This window comes from Pseudomonas sp. Z003-0.4C(8344-21) (assembly GCF_900104975.1).
Classification (GTDB): Bacteria; Pseudomonadota; Gammaproteobacteria; order Pseudomonadales; family Pseudomonadaceae; genus Aquipseudomonas; species Aquipseudomonas granadensis.
This window is the reverse complement of the sequence record NZ_LT629756.1, coordinates 2,317,918-2,335,553: the sequence shown is the minus strand read 5'-3', so window position 1 is coordinate 2,335,553 and position 17,636 is coordinate 2,317,918. Positions and strand designations below refer to the sequence as shown.

The following is a 17,636-nucleotide window of genomic DNA, read 5'->3' as shown; positions in this document are numbered from 1 at the left end:
CGCAGATCCAATGTAGGAGCTAGCCTGCTAGCGATTGCGGTCACTCAGGTTACGAATATCTCAGGGCGTGAGCCGGCTCGATCTTCGCCGCTCGCCACGCCGGGTATACCGTCGCCAGGAAGCTCAGAACAAAGCCCGCCGAGCAGATCAGCAGCACATCACCACCCTGCAATTCCGAAGGCAGGTTGCTGACGAAATACACGTCTGAACTGAAGATGTGCTGCCCGGTGACGCGCTCGACCCAGCCGACCATTTCGCTGACGTTAAGCGCGGCGATCACGCCCAGCACGCCGCCAATAATGGTGCCGACGATACCGATCACCGTGCCCTGGACCATGAAGATCGCCATGATCTGCCGTGGCGTGGCGCCGATGGTTCGCAGGATGGCGATGTCCGCGCCCTTGTCGTTCACCACCATGATCAGCGTGGCGATGATGTTGAATGCCGCTACAGCGACGATCATCAGCAACAGCAGGCCGATCATGGTTTTTTCCATTTTCATCGCGCTGAACAGGCTGCCCTGGGTGTGGGTCCAGTCGTCAGCCTTGAATTCGGCGCCCAAACCAGCGGCGATGTCCGAGGAGACCTTCGGCGCCGCGTAGAGATCCTTGACCGCCAGCCGCACGCTTTGCACCTGATTCGGCTGCCAGTGCTGCATGGTTGCGGCATCGGCGACGTGAATCAGACCCATCGAGCCATCCAGCTCGGCGCCGACCTTGAACACGCCGACCACATTCAAGCGCTGCATGCGCGGGGTGATGCCGCCGGGTGCGGTGCTGACTTCCGGCACGATCAGAGTGATCTTGTCACCGACATTCAGGCGGAAACGTCGCGCGGTGATTTCACCGATCACCACGCCGAACTCGCCAGGTTTCAACGCATCGAGACGGCCCTGCACGATGTGCTGGGCGACGATCGAGACTTTGCCTTCCTGCGCCGGATCGACACCGCTGATCTGGATCGGCTGCATCGAACCCTTGTAGGACAGCATGCCTTCCATTTCAGTGAATGGCACAGCGGCCGTCACTTCGGGGTTTTTCATTGCAGCAGCGGCCACCGGCTGCCAGTCGTCGATCGGCTTGACGCCGACGATGGTCGCGTGCGGCACCATGCCGAGGATGCGCGAGCTCATCTCGCGCTGGAAGCCGTTCATCACCGACAACACCACGATCATGGCCAGCACGCCGAGGGCGAGGCCGATCATCGAGGTCATCGAGATGAACGAAACAAAGCGATTGCGGCGCTTGGCGCGGGTATAGCGCGTGCCGATAAAGATCGATAACGGTCTGAACATTCGCTGGGGCACCGTATAAAAATAAAAGACCCGGCGCCGTTACGAGCGCCGGGTTTCAGCCAGTCAGATGGGGGTCAGGCAGCCTTCCTGCAATTGCAGGACGCGGTCCATCTGGCGGGCCAGATTCATGTCGTGAGTCACCACCAGAAACGCCGTGCGCATCGAAGTGCTCAGTTCGAGCATCAAATCCTGAATGCCTTCGGCCGTGTGCAGATCGAGGTTACCGGTCGGCTCGTCGAGCATCACCAGGCCAGGATTGTTCACCAGCGCCCGGGCGATAGCCACACGCTGGCGTTCGCCGCCGGACAGCTCCGAAGGCTTGTGTTCAAGGCGATGGCCGAGGCCGACACGTTCCAGCAAGGCCGTGGCGCGCTGACGCGCTTCGGGGATCGCGGTTTTGCCGATCAACAGCGGCATGCAGACGTTTTCCAGCGCAGTGAATTCCGGCAGCAAATGGTGGAACTGGTAAACAAAACCGAGCGCGCGATTACGCAGCAGGCCGCGCTTCTTCTCGCTCAGGGCCGAGAGTTCTTCGCCGTCGAGCCAGACGCTGCCCTGGGTTGGCGTATCGAGGCCACCGAGCAGGTTGAGCAAAGTACTTTTGCCCGAACCCGACTTGCCGACGATCGCCACCCGCTCGCCCGGATGCAACTCCAGTTGCAGGCCGGCCAGCACTTGCACCGACTCCGGGCCTTCTTCATAGGATTTGCCCAGGTTGCGGCAGCTCAGAATTGCTTGTTCGCTCATGCCCGACTCACTCATAACGTAACGCCTCCGCCGGCTGGGTGCGCGCGGCACGCCAGGCGGGATACAGGGTGGCGAGGAAACTCAGGACCAACGCAGCAGCGCAGACCATGACCACGTCCTGGCTCTGCACTTGCGAAGGAAGATAATCGATGAAATACACGTCAGCATTAAGGAATTTGTGGCCGATCAGGCCTTCCAGTGCGGCGATTGCTGCGCTGACGTTGAGCGCGGCGAAAATACCGACCACCGCGCCGATTGCGGTGCCGACCACGCCGATCACCGTGCCCTGCACCATGAACGTGCGCATGATCGTGCCCGGTGTCGCGCCCAAGGTGCGCAGGATGGCGATGTCGCCCTTTTTGTCGTTGACCACCATCACCAGCGTGGAAATGATGTTGAACGCGGCGACGGCAACGATCAGCAGCAACAGCAGGCCGATCATGGCTTTTTCCATGCGGATCGCCTGATACAGATTGCCGTGGGTGCGGGTCCAGTCGCGGGCGTAGTAACGGTCTTCGCCGAGCTGCTGGGCGATGTTCCACGCCTCGCGCGGCGCCTGGAACAGGTCGTCGAACTTCAGGCGCAGGCCCTGCACCTGATCGGCTTTCCAGCGATGCATCTTCGCCAGATCCTGCAGGTTGGTCACGCCCAGATAGCCGTCGAGTTCGCCGGCGCCGACGTGGAAAATGCCGACCACGGTGAAGCGCTTCATGCGCGGGAACATCCCGGCCGGGGTCACGCTGACTTCCGGCGCAACGAAGGTCACCTTGTCACCGATGCCCACGCCCAGCTTGGTCGCGGCCTTGTCGCCGATGACGATGCCGAAGCTGCCCGGCGTCAGGTCGTCGAGTTTGCCCTGCTTCATGAAGTTGTCGATGATCGACACGTTGCGCTCTAGCGCCGGGTCGATGGCATTGAGCAGGACTTTGGAGACCTGACCGTTATTGGTCAGCAGGCCCTGCATCTGGGTGAACGGCGCTACTGCCGCCACCTGCCGATTCTGTTTCACCTTGGCGGCGAGGTTCTGCCAGTCGTTGATCGGCTCGCCGGTTTCCAGGGTGGCGTGGGGCACCATGCCCAGCACGCGGGTGCGCATCTCATGATCGAAGCCGTTCATCACCGACAGCACGACGATCATCACGACCACGCCAAGGGCGAGCCCGATCATCGAAGTCAGGGAAATGAAGGACACAAAATGATTGCGGCGCTTTGCACGGGTATAACGCGTGCCGATAAATACGAAGAGAGGTCTGAACATGTCGGGGCTTGTTCGGAGGGAAAAGGAACGTCCTTGTGGCGGGGGTCGATAACCAGCTTTACACTCAGACCACCGCCGCTACCATGGGTTCGCCATGTCGACATTAGATGAAGAAGATCGCCGCGAATACTACCGTATCGAGGACATGATCGCACTGGAAATTCGGCCCCTGTCCGCTCCCGAAGCCGCAGGCGAGGAAGTGTTGCAGGATGCTTCCCCACTCTTCAACCTGCTCAGCGAACTGCACCTGAGCGAATTCGAGTCGCAGCACCTGTTGCGCCAGATCAGCGAGCGCGACCGCGCCATCGCTGCATTCCTCAAATCGCAGAACAAACGCATCGACCTGCTCAGCCAGGTGGTCGCCCTGACCGTGCTCGGCCACATCGGCGAGCCGCAACCGGTGGTCATCTCCGAAGGCGGCATCGAGTTTCAGTACCCGACACCTATCGCCACCGGTGCGCACCTGTCGGTGAAACTGGTGCTGATGCCACAGGCCCTGGGCCTGCTGCTGCGCGCCCGGGTGACTCACTGTGATCCCAAGGGCAATGGCTACGACGTCGGCACCGAGTTCGAACATTTGACCGACGCCCAGCGCCAATTGCTGGCCCGCTATATCTTGCAGAAGCAGGCTCAGGAACGACGTCTGGCCCGCGAACAGAACGAATCAGGCATTTAACTTAAGGAAGAACCGTGACCCTTATCTACGGCCACCGCGGCGCCAAGGGCGAAGCACCGGAAAACACCCTGAGCAGCTTTCAGGCCTGTCTTGCACACGGCGTGCGCCGCTGCGAACTGGACCTGCACCTGTCCAAGGACGGCGAGTTGATGGTCATTCATGACCCGACGCTCAAGCGCACCACCGACCGGCGCGGCAAGGTGGTCGAGCACACCGCCGCAGAGCTGGTCACCTATGACGCGCGCAAGGGCGGGCCGGGCTGGGTCAAACCGTGCCCGATTCCGACGCTGGAAGAGTTGTTCGAGAAGTGTGATTTCGAGCATTGGCAGCTGGAAGTCAAGAGCGCTTCGCGCACCCGCGCGGCAACCACCGTGCTGGCGATTCGCGAAATGGCTCAGCGCCATGGCCTGCTCGACAAGGTGACGATCACCTCGAGTTCGCGGGAGGTGCTGAAAGCGGCGCTGGATCTGGTGCCGGATGTGTCGCGTGGACTGGTCGCCGAATACGCCTGGCTCGACCCGTTGAAGGTCGCGGCAAGCTACGGCTGTGAAATTCTCGCGCTGAACTGGACACTGTGTACGCCGGAACGCCTGCAGAAGGCGCAGCGTCAGGGGCTGCATGTGTCGGTGTGGACCGTCAACGAGCCTGCGCTGATGCGCAGACTCGCCGACTTCGGCGTTGACAGCCTGATTACAGACTTTCCCGGTTTGGCCACTGCCACCCTTGAGAATTGCTGAAATCGGTCTCCCCGGCCGGCTCAGGCCACCGGCCGGAGCCCGTCAAAAAAGCCGGTTGAGGCCGTCGTACGCGGCTACCCGATAGGCTTCGGCCATGGTCGGGTAGTTGAACGTCGTGTTGACGAAATATTTCAACGTGTTCAGTTCGCCCGGCTGGTTCATGATCGCCTGACCGATGTGGACGATCTCCGACGCCTGATAACCGAAGCAGTGCACGCCCAGCACTTCCAGGGTTTCGCGGTGGAAGAGGATCTTCAGCATGCCTTGCGGCTCGCCGGCGATCTGCGCGCGCGCCATGCTCTTGAAGAACGCCTTGCCGACTTCGTAAGGGACCTTGGCCTGGGTCAGCTCCTGCTCGTTCTTGCCGATCGAGCTGATCTCCGGAATGGTGTAGATGCCGGTCGGCACGTCATTGACGAAGCGCCAGCTGCCGTTGTCGACGATGCTGCCCGCCGCGGAACGGCCCTGGTCGTGAGCGGCACTGGCCAGGCTCGGCCAGCCGATCACGTCGCCGGCACCGTAGATGTTCTCTACACAGGTGCGATAGTTCTGGTCGACTTCGATCTGGCCACGGCTGTTGACCTTGACGCCGATGTTTTCCAGACCCAGCTGATCGGTGTTGCCGGTACGGCCGTTGCACCAGAGCAAGGCGTCAGCCTTGATCTTCTTGCCGGACTTGAGGTGCAGGATCACGCCGTTGTCGACGCCTTCAACTCGGTCGTAGTCCTCGTTGTGGCGCACGGTAATGTTGTTGTTGCTGAAGTGGTAGCTCAACGCCTGGGAGATTTCCGAGTCGAGGAAGCTCAGCAATTGCCCGCGGTTGTCGACCAGTTCCACCAGCACGCCCAGACCGCTGAAGATCGAAGCGTATTCGCAGCCGATCACACCAGCGCCATAAACGATCAGTTTGCGCGGGGTGTGGCCGAGGCTGAGGATGGTGTCGCTATCGTAGATACGCGGGTGGTGGAAATCGATGTCGGCCGGGCGATACGGGCGCGAGCCGGTGGCGATGATAATGTGCTTGGCCACCAGTTTTTCTACCACGCCATTGCCGCAAACCACTTCGATGGTCTGCTCGTCGGCGAAGCTGCCGGTGCCGAAGAACACGTCGACGCGGTTGCGGGCGTAGTAGCCGGTGCGCGAAGCGACTTGCTTGGAAATGACTTTTTCGGCGCTTTTCAACACGTCCGGGAAAGAGAACCAGCGTGGCTCGCCGATCGCGCGGAACATCGGGTTGGTGTTGAACTGCATGATCTGCCGCACCGAGTGACGCAGTGCCTTGGACGGGATGGTGCCGAGGTGGGTGCAGTTGCCGCCGACCTGGCGACGGCTGTCGACCATCGCGACCTTGCGCCCCGCTTTGGCGGCATTCATTGCCGCGCCTTCTCCCGCCGGGCCGGAACCCAGTACCACCACGTCGTAGTTGTAGACAGCCATGCGTACTCCTCAGAACAGGCCGCGGTGCCAGCAGCACCGGCGGCTAAATCACGCCGAACGGCGGCGCGAAGGAACAATTGGGGGCCAGTACAGAACCCGGACACAGTCTATAGAAGCGTCAACGCCGCGCACATTAACCCTTGGTCGCGTCGTAGGCTACTTTTGCCTGCACTACAACGCCAGCTTTCGTGTCATCTTCAGTCAGTTTTTTGCGCCAACCAGCCGCTCGAACGCCGGACTGCTGCGGATGACAAAACCTGTATCGGCACGCTCGACAAAGAATGCAGCAATGTCATGCGTTTGGGCATAGTCCGTTGCCCTTTGCGGGCCGAGAATCAGCAACAGCGTCGATAGTCCATCGGCCATTAACGCTGAAGGATGAATCACCGTGACGGACGCCAGATCATGTAGGACGGGCGCACCGCTGCGGGCATCGAAGGCGTGGGAATAGCGCCGGCCGTCTTGCAGAAAATAGTTACGGTAGTCGCCAGAGGTCGAGACCGCGTACCCGTCGATATCAATGACGCGCTCTGCAACCTGCTGATCATCGAGCGGTGCTTCCAGCGCAATGCGCCAGGGCGAACCGTCGAGCTTCCTGCCTTGCGCCTTCAGCTCACCCGTGGCTTCGGCCAGATAATTGTCGATGCCCATGGCTTGCAGCCTGGCGGCGATGGTATCGACCACATAACCGGCGGCGAGGCTGTTGAAATCGACTTCGACGGCCGCGTCCTTGCACAACCGCTCGCCGTCGATGTGTAGATGTTGATGGCCGACACGCTGCATCACCTCGGCGACGGCGGCGCTGGCGGGGATCTTTTCCTGCCGACCTTGCGGACCGAAGCCCCACAGATTCATCAACGGCTCGACGGTGAGGTCGTAGGAACCTTCGCTTTCAATCGAAAGTTTTTCGCCGACACCAATCAATTCGAGCACCGACGCCGGCATGGCCTGACAACTGTCAGCAGGCAGAGCATTGAAACGCTCAATGTCCGAATCATTGCGGTAAGTGGACAACTGACGGTCGACTTCGCCGAGGATGCCTTCCACTTCACGACGAACTTGCGCGGGATCGGCAAGCCCCGCGTGGCGCACATATTTGACCGACCACGTGCTGCCCATGGTCGCACCGCCGATCACCTCCTGGGTATCGCCATTGCCGCAGCCGGCCAACACCGCCGCCAACATCACAAGCCCCGCCCAGCGTCCAGTTAACAAATCTTCATCTCTGCGCAAAACCATGGCGGCCATTATGAACTACAGCGCCCGTGCGCTCCCGCCGGGCGGCACGCCTTTTTATAAAATTGAAACAGTGAGTAACCGACCATGTCCACCACCCCGGGCACCGGCAAAGCGATCTTTCGTGTTGTCAGCGGCAACTTCCTCGAGATGTTCGACTTCATGGTCTACGGCTTTTACGCCACGGCCATTGCCAAAACCTTCTTTCCCACCGACAGCGCCTTCGCGTCGTTGATGCTATCGCTGGCGACCTTCGGCGCCGGTTTCCTGATGCGCCCGCTCGGGGCGATCTTCCTCGGCGCCTACATCGACCGCCACGGTCGGCGCAAAGGCCTGATCATTACTCTGGCAATGATGGCCGCCGGTACGGTGTTGATCGCCTGCGTGCCGGGCTATGCGACGCTCGGCGTCGCCGCACCGCTGCTGGTGTTGTTCGGCCGTTTGCTGCAAGGCTTCTCGGCCGGCGTCGAGCTGGGCGGTGTTTCGGTGTATCTGGCGGAAATTTCCACGCCGGGGCGCAAAGGTTTCTTCGTCAGTTGGCAGTCCGCGAGCCAGCAAGCGGCGGTGGTCTTTGCCGGACTGCTTGGCGTCGGCCTAAACCATTGGCTGAGCCCGGAGCAGATGGGCGACTGGGGCTGGCGCGTGCCGTTCCTGATCGGCTGCATGATCGTGCCGGTGATTTTCGTCATTCGCCGTTCGCTGGAGGAAACACCCGAGTTCCAGGCCAGAAAACACCGCCCTACCCTGCGCGAAATTGTCCGCTCGATCGGGCAGAACTTTGGCATCGTCATCGCTGGTATGGCGCTGGTGGTGATGACCACGGTGTCGTTCTATCTGATTACCGCCTACACGCCGACCTTCGGCAAGGCTGAACTGCAGCTGTCCGATCTTGATGCGTTGCTGGTGACGGTGTGCATCGGCTTGTCGAACTTTTTCTGGCTGCCGGTGATGGGTTCGGTGTCCGACCGGATCGGGCGCAAGCCGCTGCTGCTCGCGGCGACGATTCTGGCGATCCTCACCGCTTACCCGGCGCTGTCGTGGCTAGTGGCGAATCCGAGTTTCAGCCATTTGCTGATCGTCGAATTGTGGCTGTCGTTCCTGTACGGCTCGTACAACGGCGCGATGGTCGTGGCGCTGACCGAAATCATGCCGGTCGAAGTGCGCACCACCGGCTTCTCGCTGGCCTACAGCCTGGCGACCGCGACGTTCGGCGGCTTCACCCCGGCGGCGTGCACTTACCTGATTCATGTGCTGGACAACAAGGCCGCGCCGGGGATCTGGCTCAGTGGCGCGGCGGTGCTGGGGTTGATCGCGACGCTGGTGTTGTTCCGTGGCAACAAGCATGAACTGCGTACGGCGCAGGCAGCGATCCCTGGCGGCGCCCGATAGGACGCCATCGCTGGCAAGCCAGCTCCCACAGGTTTACTGGGCGGTTATACGATTGCATTCACACCCCAAGACCCTGTGGGAGCTGGCTTGCCAGCGATAGGGCCGCGACAGGCAATGAAGATTTTTCAGGCATAAAAAAACGCCCCGACACAAGTCGGGGCGTTTTCATTGACCGCAAAGGCTTAGCGCGGGAACGCTGGCGGATTTACATCAGCCATGTCTTCCATCACGCGAACCACCTGGCAGCTGTAGCCGAACTCGTTGTCGTACCAGACGTACAGTACAACGCGGTTGTCCTGAACGATGGTCGCTTCGGCGTCGACCACACCGGCGTGGCGCGAGCCAACGAAGTCGGTGGACACCACTTCCTGCGAATTGACGAAGTCGATCTGCTTGTGCAGCTCGGAGTGCAGCGCCATGTAGCGCAGGTACTCGTTCATCTCTTCACGGGTGGCGGCTTTCTCAAGGTTGAGGTTGAGAATGGCCATCGACACGTTTGGCGTCGGAACGCGGATCGCGTTACCGGTCAACTTGCCGGCCAGCTCAGGCAAGGCCTTGGCAGCAGCGGTGGCAGCACCGGTCTCGGTGATCACCATGTTCAGCGCGGCGCTGCGACCACGACGGTCGCCCTTGTGGAAGTTGTCGATCAGGTTCTGGTCGTTGGTGTACGAGTGAACGGTTTCGACGTGACCGTTGATGATGCCGAACTTGTCATTTACAGCTTTCAGCACCGGCACGATGGCGTTGGTGGTGCAGGAAGCAGCAGACACGATCTTGTCGTCAGCAGTGATTTCACCGTGGTTGATGCCGTGAACGATGTTCTTCAGCTTGCCCTTGCCAGGCGCGGTCAGAACAACGCGGTCGATACCCGGGCACGCCAGGTGCTGACCGAGGCCATCGGCATCACGCCATACGCCGGTGTTGTCCACCAGCAGCGCGTCTTTGATGCCGTACTGGGTGTAATCCACCTCGGTCGGGTTCTTCGCGTAGATCACCTGGATCAGGTTACCGTTGGCGGTGATGGTGTTGTTTTCTTCGTCGATGGTAATGGTGCCGTTGAACGAACCGTGTACCGAATCGCGGCGCAGCAGGCTGGCGCGTTTGGTCAGGTCGTTTTCGGCGCCTTTGCGCACGACGATGGCGCGCAGACGCAGGCCGTCGCCACCACCGGTTTTCTCGATCAGGATGCGCGCCAGCAGGCGGCCGATACGACCGAAGCCGTACAGCACGACGTCGGTGCCTTTACGTGCGGAAGCGTTCTGCTGACCAACCACGTCAGCCATTTCTTCACGAACGAACTGCTCGGCACTGCGGCCATTGCCTTCGTTACGGAATTTGAACGCCAGCTTGCCCAGATCCACCGAAGCCGCGCCGAGCTTGAGCTCGCTCATGGCTTTGAGCAGCGGGAATGTTTCGTGGACGGAGAGTTCGCTGTCGTCGGAAGAACGGTGGCGAGCAAAGCGGTGGGCTTTGAGAATCGCGATGACAGACTGGTTGATCAGACTGCGGCCATAGATCGAGCTCACCACGTTGTTATTGCGGTAGAGCTGACCGATAAGCGGAATCATCGCTTCTGCGAGTGCTTCACGGTCGATCCATTCACCAAGACACTGGTCGGGCTTCTGAGTCACGGTAACCTTCCACATGTAGGGGCAGAAAAAAGGGGCTACATTATGCCGCCGACAACCTGCCGTAGCAATGCGCGCTTGTCGCGCAATCGGTAACAAATTTCCGTTCAAAAAATTTACGCCCCGCGCCAGCCCAGTAAATCCGGGGCCTGCAGCGTAGTCAATTTTTCGACGAGTGTTAGACGATGTCCGTAACCCTCCGTAACACCACCCGATTTCGGCACTACATAACCCTGTAAAAACTGCTCGTTTTTATGGTTACCACTACATTTCGTTAAAACAGCGAAGATAGACGCAGTCTGCAACTGACAGCCGGCACCGGACGCCGCTACAATTACCGACTTTGTCGCAAAGCCTGGAGCTCAACCTTCCGTGCCTGTTCTGCGTCTACCGCTACTCCCTGCCGAGGCAGGCAAACAGCACTGGGGCAATCTGCCCGGTGCTGCCCTCAGTCTGGCGATTGCCGAGGCTGCCAGCGCTGCCAAGCGCTTCACCCTGCTACTGACCGCCGACAGCCAGAGCGCTGAACGGCTGGAACAGGAGCTGAGTTTCTTCGCCCCGGATTTGCCCGTTCTGCATTTCCCCGACTGGGAAACCCTGCCCTACGACCTGTTCTCACCGCACCAGGACATCATCTCCCAGCGTATCGCCGCCTTATACAGGCTGCCGGAACTGGTGCATGGCGTGCTGGTGGTGCCGATTACCACGGCCTTGCATCGTCTGGCGCCGACCCGGTTCCTGCTCGGCAGCAGTCTGGTGCTGGATATCGGTCAGAAGCTCGACGTCGAGCAGATGCGCTCGCGGCTTGAAGCCAGCGGCTATCGCTACGTCGACACGGTGTATGAGCACGGCGAATTCACCGTCCGCGGCGCGCTGATCGATCTGTTCCCGATGGGCAGCAAACTGCCCTATCGTATCGATCTGTTCGACGACGAAATCGAAACCCTGCGCACCTTCGATCCGGAAACCCAGCGTTCGATCGACAAGGTCGAGTCGGTGAAGCTGCTGCCGGCGCGGGAATTCCCGCTGCAGAAAGACGCGGTCACCCGCTTCAAGGCGCGTTTCCGTGAGCGCTTCGACGTCGATTTCCGCCGCTGCCCGATCTTTCAGGACCTGAGCAGCGGCATCACACCGGCCGGTATCGAGTACTACTTGCCGCTGTTCTTTGACGAAACCTCGACGCTGTTCGATTACCTGCCGCAGGACACGCAAGTGTTTTCGCTGCCGGGCATCGAGCAGGCCGCGGAGAATTTCTGGAACGACGTGCGCAATCGTTATGAAGAACGCCGCGTCGATCCTTCGCGTCCTTTGTTGCCGCCGGCCGAATTGTTCCTGCCGGTCGAAGACTGCTTCGCCCGCCTGAAGAGCTGGCCGCGTGTGGTGGCCAGCCAGCAGGACGTGGAAACCGGTGTCGGCCGCGAACGCTTCCCGGCGCACGCGCTGCCGGATCTGGCGATCGAAGCCAAAGCCACACAACCGCTGGCCGCGCTCGCCGCGTTCCTCGATGAGTTCCCCGGTCGTGTGCTGTTCACCGCCGAATCCGCAGGCCGGCGCGAAGTGTTGCTGGAGTTGCTCGAACGCCTGAAGCTGCGACCGAAAACTGTCGACAGCTGGCCGGACTTCGTGGCGAGCAAGGATCGTCTGGCGATCACCATTGCGCCACTGGATGAAGGTATGGCGCTCGACGATCCGGCGCTGGCGCTGGTCGCGGAAAGTCCGCTGTTCGGGCAGCGCGTCATGCAACGCCGCCGTCGTGAGAAACGCAGCGACGTCAGCAATGACGCGGTGATCAAGAACCTCACCGAACTGCGTGAAGGCGCGCCGGTGGTGCACATCGACCACGGTGTCGGCCGCTACCTGGGCCTGACGATTCTGGAAATCGACAATCAGGCCGCCGAATTCCTCACCCTGGAATACGCCGAGAGCGCCAAGCTCTATGTGCCGGTGGCCAACCTGCACCTGATCGCGCGTTATACCGGCAGCGACGACTCGCTGGCGCCGCTGCATCGCCTCGGCTCGGAAACCTGGCAGAAAGCCAAGCGCAAAGCCGCTGAACAGGTACGTGACGTCGCCGCCGAACTGCTCGACATCTATGCCCGTCGTGCCGCCCGCGAAGGCTATGCGTTCGCCGACCCGAAAGCCGATTACGCGACGTTCAGCGCCGGTTTCCCGTTCGAAGAAACCCCCGATCAGCAATCGACCATCGAAGCGGTGCGCGAAGACATGCTAGCGCCGAAACCGATGGACCGGCTGGTCTGCGGCGACGTCGGCTTCGGCAAGACCGAAGTGGCGATGCGCGCGGCGTTCATTGCCGTGCACGGCGGTCGACAAGTGGCGATTCTGGTGCCGACCACCCTCCTCGCCCAGCAGCACTACAACAGCTTTCGCGATCGCTTCGCCGACTGGCCAGTGACCGTTGAAGTGATGAGCCGCTTCAAGTCCGCCAAGGAAGTGAATGCGGCCATCGCCGATCTGGCCGAAGGCAAGATCGACATCGTCATCGGCACGCACAAGTTGCTGTCCGACGATGTGAAGATCAAAAACCTCGGGCTGGTGATCATCGACGAAGAACACCGTTTTGGTGTGCGCCAGAAAGAACAGCTCAAGGCCCTGCGCAGCGAAGTCGACATCCTGACCCTGACCGCGACGCCGATCCCGCGCACGCTGAACATGGCGGTGTCGGGCATGCGCGACCTGTCGATCATCGCCACGCCGCCGGCACGACGCTTGTCGGTGCGCACCTTCGTCATGGAGCAGAACAAAAGCACGGTCAAGGAAGCCCTGCTGCGTGAGCTGCTGCGTGGCGGTCAGGTCTACTACCTGCACAACGATGTGAAGACCATCGAGAAATGCGCCGCCGACCTCGCCGAACTGGTACCGGAAGCCCGTATCGGTATCGGCCACGGGCAGATGCGCGAGCGCGAACTCGAGCAGGTGATGAGCGATTTCTATCACAAGCGTTTCAACGTGCTGATCGCCTCGACCATCATCGAGACCGGTATCGACGTGCCGAGCGCCAACACCATCATCATCGAACGCGCCGACAAGTTCGGCCTGGCGCAACTGCATCAGTTGCGTGGTCGTGTCGGCCGCAGCCACCACCAGGCTTACGCCTACCTGCTGACCCCGCCGCGCCAGCAAATCACCTCGGACGCGGAAAAGCGCCTGGAAGCGATCGCCAACACTCAGGATCTCGGCGCCGGTTTTGTGCTGGCGACCAACGACCTGGAAATCCGTGGCGCCGGTGAATTGCTCGGCGATGGCCAGAGCGGGCAGATCCAGGCAGTGGGTTTCACCCTGTACATGGAAATGCTCGAACGCGCGGTGAAGTCGATCCGCAAGGGCGAGCAACCGAATCTCGATCAACCGCTCGGTGGCGGCCCGGAAGTCAACCTGCGGGTGCCGGCGCTGATTCCGGAAGATTATCTGCCGGATGTCCATGCACGTCTGATTCTGTATAAACGCATCGCCTCGGCCACCGACGAGGAAGGCCTGAAAGATCTGCAGGTCGAGATGATCGACCGTTTCGGCTTGCTGCCGGAGCCAACCAAGAATCTGGTGCGCATCACCGCGCTGAAATTGCAGGCGGAAAAGCTCGGCATCAAGAAAGTCGACGGCGGCCCCCAAGGTGGTCGAATCGAGTTCGAGGCGCAGACGCCGGTGGACCCGATGACGCTGATCAAGCTGATCCAGACGCAACCAAAACGCTACAAATTCGAAGGCGCGACGATGTTCAAGTTCCAGGTGCCCATGGAACGCCCGGAAGAGCGCTTTAATACTGTAGAGGCGTTGTTCGAGCGCCTCCTCCCGAAAACTGTTTAAGGACGCCCAATGCGCCTGTTTCGCTCGCTGACTTTGCTACTGGCTTTGGTAGCACCTGCGGCATTTGCCGACGATACCTATCAGGTCGAAATGATTCTGGTCCGCCAGAATGCCGTACCCGCCATCGTCAGTCGCGCCGCGCCGGAAGACTGGGCCGCCGGCGCGCAGCGCCTGAGCGATGACAGCCAACGCACGCCAGCGCTGAACGACGTGGTCAGCAAACTTGGCGCCAGCGGCGACTACACCGTGCTGCTGCACAAGGCCTGGCAGCAGACGCTGGGCGAAACGCCGGCGAAAGTTGCGGTCAGCGACGGTCAGGAGCAATTCGGTCAGTTCCCGATCGAGGGCACGCTGGAAATGAAACTCGGCCGCTTCACCGATGTGAGTGCCGATTTCTGGGTCAATCAGATCGACGCCAATGGCCTGGTCACCGCCAGTGAGCGCTTGAAACAGGACAGCCACACCAAGAATGGCCAGCTCAATTATCTCGACAACGGCCACCTGGCCCTGCTGATCAAGATCACTTCCCTGACCGCACCTGCGCCACGGGAAGCGCCTGAAGTCGTACCGGACTGATCGAAGTCCCATGTCACCGCCCCTGAGCAAACCGCTGGCACCCTCGTGGGTCAGCCGGTTCAAGGAACAGAGCCTGGAGCGCGGCCGCCGCTATGCCCTGGAAAACCGCGTGCGCATCGCCCAGGTCGGCGATGCGACCATTACCGCCAGTTGCGAAGGCTCTGGCGGCAGTGTCTACCGTCAGACCATTCACTTGCGAGAGTCGGCCAAAGGCACCTTGTTGCTGGTCGACGCCGGTTGCACCTGCCCTGTTCGCAACAACTGCAAACACTGCGCGGCGGTGCTGCTGAAAGTCCAGGAAACCCTCGATTACCCCGCTGCCGCCAAAGACGCCGAGTTGCTGGAAAAACTTCAGGCAGTGCTGGAAAACCGCGGCCCGAAAGCGCCGCCACAGGTGCTGGTCGATAATGTGCAACCGTTGCCCCGCCTGTGGCTGGCCAGCGTCGAGTTCAGCGCATTCGAACCACGCAACGGGCGCATGCAGCGCTATATCCAGCACCGTGCGGCGCTGTCGTTCAGCTATCTGGACGAGTACGTCAGCGGGCAGAAAAACAGCGACATCCTGATTCGTCAGGACACCCAAACCCTGCGCGTCAAACGCCACCCCGACGTCGAGCAGTCCTACCGCGAGCAGTTGCGCATCCTCGGCTTCCGCATCGCCACAAGGCAGAGCAAAGCCCTGCCGGAAAGCGCTGGCGAACTGTATGAAATGGTCAACGACAGCGCTTGGCTGACCTTCACCCTCAACGACCTGCCGAAGTTGCGCAGTCAGGGCTGGGAACTGCAGATCGACGAAGAATTCGGCTTCGACCTGACGGCCGTGGATGACTGGTACGCCACCGTCGAACAGGCGCCTGAGCGCGACTGGTTTGATCTGGAACTGGGGATCATCGTCAACGGTGAGCGCCTGAGCCTGCTGCCGATCCTGCTCAACCTGATGCGCTCGCACGCGGAAATCCTCAACCCGGAACGTCTGGCCCGCCGTCGCGATGACGAGCTGATTCTGGTCAACATTCCGCAGCGCAACAACGAGCATGGGCCGCTGCAAGTGGCGCTGCCGCTTGGCCGTTTAAAACCGGTGTTGATGACGTTGGGCGAGTTCTACTTACAGGAGCCGGGCGAAACTACCCTGCGCCTGAGCAAGGCGGATGCCACACGCCTCAATTCGCTGGAGGGCATTCCGCTGCTGTGGGAGGGTGGCGAACAGATCCGCACGTTTGCCCAGCGCTTGCGTGACATCCGCGACTTCAGCGCTGAAGCGCCTGAAGGTCTGAACGCAACCTTGCGCCCTTACCAGCTCGAAGGCTTGAGCTGGATGCAATCGCTGCGGCAACTGGAAGTCGGCGGGATTCTTGCGGATGACATGGGCCTGGGCAAAACCTTACAGACCCTGGCGCATATTCTCAGCGAGAAAAACGCCGGGCGCCTTGATCGGCCGTGCATGGTGGTGATGCCGACCAGCCTGATTCCGAACTGGCTCGACGAAGCCGCGCACTTCACGCCGCAATTGAAGGTGGTCGCGCTGTACGGTGCCACTCGCAAAAAGCACTTTGATCACCTCGCAGATTTCGACCTGATCCTTACTACCTACGCACTACTGCCCAAGGACGTCGAGCGTCTGGCGAAACAGCCGCTGCACGTCTTGGTGCTGGATGAGGCGCAGTACATCAAGAATCCCAACAGCAAAGCCGCACAAGCCGCGCGCGAGTTGAACGCGCGCCAACGCCTGTGCCTGAGCGGCACGCCGCTGGAAAACCATCTGGGCGAACTGTGGTCGCTGTTCCACTTCCTGCTGCCGGGCTGGCTCGGCGATGTGAAAAGCTTCAACGCCGATTACCGTGTGCCGATTGAAAAGCGCGGCAGTGAAGTCAGGCTTCAGCACCTCAACGGTCGGATCAAACCGTTTCTGCTGCGCCGCACCAAAGAGCAGGTGGCGACCGAGTTGCCGCCCAAAACCGAGATCATCCATTGGGTCGATCTCAACGAAGCGCAACGCGACGTCTACGAAACCATGCGCCTGGCCATGGACAAGAAAGTCCGCGACGAGATCACCCGCAAGGGCGTGGCGCGCAGCCAGATCATCATTCTCGAGGCACTGCTCAAGCTACGTCAGGTCTGCTGCGACCTGCGCCTGGTCAACGACGCCACCCTGCCCGCCCGCGGCAGCACCTCGGGCAAGCTCGATAGCCTGATGGAAATGCTCGAAGAGTTGTTTGAGGAAGGTCGGCGGATTTTGCTGTTTTCCCAGTTCACCTCGATGCTCGCGCTGATCGAAGACGAACTGAAAAAACGCAAGATCGCCTACGCACTGCTGACCGGCCAGACCCGTGATCGGCGCACGCCAGTGAAGGAATTCCAGAGCGGCAAACGTCAGATCTTTCTGATCAGTCTGAAGGCTGGCGGTGTGGGGCTGAACCTGACCGAGGCGGACACGGTGATTCACTACGATCCGTGGTGGAACCCCGCGACCGAGAATCAGGCGACGGACCGGGCATACCGGATTGGCCAGGAAAAACCGGTCTTCGTGTACAAGATGATTGCCCGCGGTACCGTGGAAGAGAAGATTCAACACCTGCAAAAGGAAAAATCCGACCTTGCAGCGGGCGTGCTGGATGGGCGCAAGGCCGGGGACTGGAAGTTGCAGAGCGATGATATCGAAGCGTTGTTTGCGCCATTGCCGGACAAGCTTGAGAAGCGTTGAAATTTGCGTCGCTGGCTGGATAGCTATCGCTGGCAAGCCAGCTCCCACAGGGTTAGGAGCTGTACACGAAATTGCGATTCAACTCGATACCTGTGGGAGCTGGCTTGCCAGCGATGGGGCCATCCGATATTGCGC

At 60.7% G+C, this 17,636-nt stretch carries 12 protein-coding genes; 6 read left to right on the top strand and 6 right to left on the bottom strand.

Annotation, left to right across the window (positions count from 1 at the left end; translation table 11 throughout):
* Positions 1 to 49: 49 nt before the first annotated feature.
* The 3 genes from BLU24_RS10730 to BLU24_RS10720 all read right to left on the bottom strand — a co-directional run bounded on the left by BLU24_RS10730 (position 50) and on the right by BLU24_RS10720 (position 3,299).
* Positions 50 to 1,294, bottom strand: coding sequence for a lipoprotein-releasing ABC transporter permease subunit (locus tag BLU24_RS10730; protein ID WP_093099888.1), 1,245 nt, complete (start codon positions 1,292 to 1,294; stop codon positions 50 to 52).
* A gap of 63 nt (positions 1,295 to 1,357) precedes the next feature.
* Positions 1,358 to 2,056 (bottom strand): lipoprotein-releasing ABC transporter ATP-binding protein LolD, encoded by a 699-nt coding sequence (lolD, locus tag BLU24_RS10725; protein ID WP_093099885.1) that lies wholly within the window; start codon positions 2,054 to 2,056, stop codon positions 1,358 to 1,360.
* Positions 2,049 to 3,299 (bottom strand): lipoprotein-releasing ABC transporter permease subunit, encoded by a 1,251-nt coding sequence (locus tag BLU24_RS10720; RefSeq protein ID WP_090284720.1) that lies wholly within the window; start codon positions 3,297 to 3,299, stop codon positions 2,049 to 2,051. Before BLU24_RS10720 ends, lolD begins: the two co-directional genes overlap by 8 nt.
* A 94-nt stretch (positions 3,300 to 3,393) precedes the next feature.
* Between BLU24_RS10720 and BLU24_RS10715 the strand changes: the two genes are divergently transcribed.
* Entirely contained in the window at positions 3,394 to 3,975 is a 582-nt protein-coding gene (locus BLU24_RS10715) for a PilZ domain-containing protein (protein WP_093099882.1), read from the top strand.
* A gap of 14 nt (positions 3,976 to 3,989) precedes the next feature.
* On the top strand, positions 3,990 to 4,712 hold the full coding sequence (locus tag BLU24_RS10710) for a glycerophosphodiester phosphodiesterase (protein ID WP_090284724.1): 723 nt from the start codon (positions 3,990 to 3,992) through the stop codon (positions 4,710 to 4,712).
* Between the two features lie 42 nt (positions 4,713 to 4,754).
* Here the strand turns inward: BLU24_RS10710 and sthA are convergent, their stop codons facing one another.
* Positions 4,755 to 6,149 (bottom strand): Si-specific NAD(P)(+) transhydrogenase, encoded by a 1,395-nt coding sequence (gene sthA / locus BLU24_RS10705; RefSeq protein WP_090284726.1) that lies wholly within the window; start codon positions 6,147 to 6,149, stop codon positions 4,755 to 4,757.
* A gap of 201 nt (positions 6,150 to 6,350) precedes the next feature.
* Complete coding sequence (locus BLU24_RS10700; RefSeq protein ID WP_172833259.1) at positions 6,351 to 7,397, bottom strand: FAD:protein FMN transferase; 1,047 nt, start codon at positions 7,395 to 7,397, stop codon at positions 6,351 to 6,353.
* A gap of 75 nt (positions 7,398 to 7,472) precedes the next feature.
* On the opposite strand from BLU24_RS10700, the gene BLU24_RS10695 reads away from it, so the two are divergent.
* Positions 7,473 to 8,774, top strand: a complete 1,302-nt coding sequence (locus BLU24_RS10695; RefSeq protein WP_093099879.1) for an MFS transporter — start codon at positions 7,473 to 7,475, stop codon at positions 8,772 to 8,774.
* Positions 8,775 to 8,956: 182 nt separating this feature from the next.
* On the opposite strand, the gene BLU24_RS10690 is transcribed toward BLU24_RS10695, so the two are convergent.
* A complete protein-coding gene (locus BLU24_RS10690) occupies positions 8,957 to 10,420 on the bottom strand; it encodes a glyceraldehyde-3-phosphate dehydrogenase (protein ID WP_016775482.1) in 1,464 nt (487 codons plus the stop codon).
* A 354-nt stretch (positions 10,421 to 10,774) separates the two neighbouring features.
* Between BLU24_RS10690 and mfd the strand changes: the two genes are divergently transcribed.
* From mfd to BLU24_RS10675, 3 genes are read left to right on the top strand one after another with little or no spacing between them, the layout of a single operon-like run.
* Entirely contained in the window at positions 10,775 to 14,224 is a 3,450-nt protein-coding gene (mfd, locus tag BLU24_RS10685; RefSeq protein WP_093099876.1) for a transcription-repair coupling factor, read from the top strand.
* A gap of 9 nt (positions 14,225 to 14,233) precedes the next feature.
* On the top strand, positions 14,234 to 14,800 hold the full coding sequence (locus tag BLU24_RS10680; RefSeq protein WP_093099875.1) for a CsiV family protein: 567 nt from the start codon (positions 14,234 to 14,236) through the stop codon (positions 14,798 to 14,800).
* Positions 14,801 to 14,810: 10 nt separating this feature from the next.
* Positions 14,811 to 17,501: a DEAD/DEAH box helicase gene (locus BLU24_RS10675; protein ID WP_093099874.1), complete on the top strand. Its 2,691-nt coding sequence runs from the start codon at positions 14,811 to 14,813 to the stop codon at positions 17,499 to 17,501.
* Positions 17,502 to 17,636 lie beyond the last annotated feature (135 nt).

Bases quoted from the DNA above. Each gene is read 5' to 3' on its own strand.
- sthA (WP_090284726.1), bottom strand. From the start codon at position 6,149: ATGGCTGTCTACAACTACGACGTGGTGGTACTGGGTTCCGGCCCGGCG.
- BLU24_RS10720 (WP_090284720.1), bottom strand. From the start codon at position 3,299: ATGTTCAGACCTCTCTTCGTATTTATCGGCACGCGTTATACCCGTGCA.
- BLU24_RS10700 (WP_172833259.1), bottom strand. From the start codon at position 7,397: ATGGCCGCCATGGTTTTGCGCAGAGATGAAGATTTGTTAACTGGACGC.
- BLU24_RS10675 (WP_093099874.1), top strand. From the start codon at position 14,811: ATGTCACCGCCCCTGAGCAAACCGCTGGCACCCTCGTGGGTCAGCCGG.
- BLU24_RS10730 (WP_093099888.1), bottom strand. From the start codon at position 1,294: ATGTTCAGACCGTTATCGATCTTTATCGGCACGCGCTATACCCGCGCC.
- BLU24_RS10680 (WP_093099875.1), top strand. From the start codon at position 14,234: ATGCGCCTGTTTCGCTCGCTGACTTTGCTACTGGCTTTGGTAGCACCT.
- BLU24_RS10715 (WP_093099882.1), top strand. From the start codon at position 3,394: ATGTCGACATTAGATGAAGAAGATCGCCGCGAATACTACCGTATCGAG.
- lolD (WP_093099885.1), bottom strand. From the start codon at position 2,056: ATGAGTGAGTCGGGCATGAGCGAACAAGCAATTCTGAGCTGCCGCAAC.
- BLU24_RS10690 (WP_016775482.1), bottom strand. From the start codon at position 10,420: ATGTGGAAGGTTACCGTGACTCAGAAGCCCGACCAGTGTCTTGGTGAA.
- BLU24_RS10695 (WP_093099879.1), top strand. From the start codon at position 7,473: ATGTCCACCACCCCGGGCACCGGCAAAGCGATCTTTCGTGTTGTCAGC.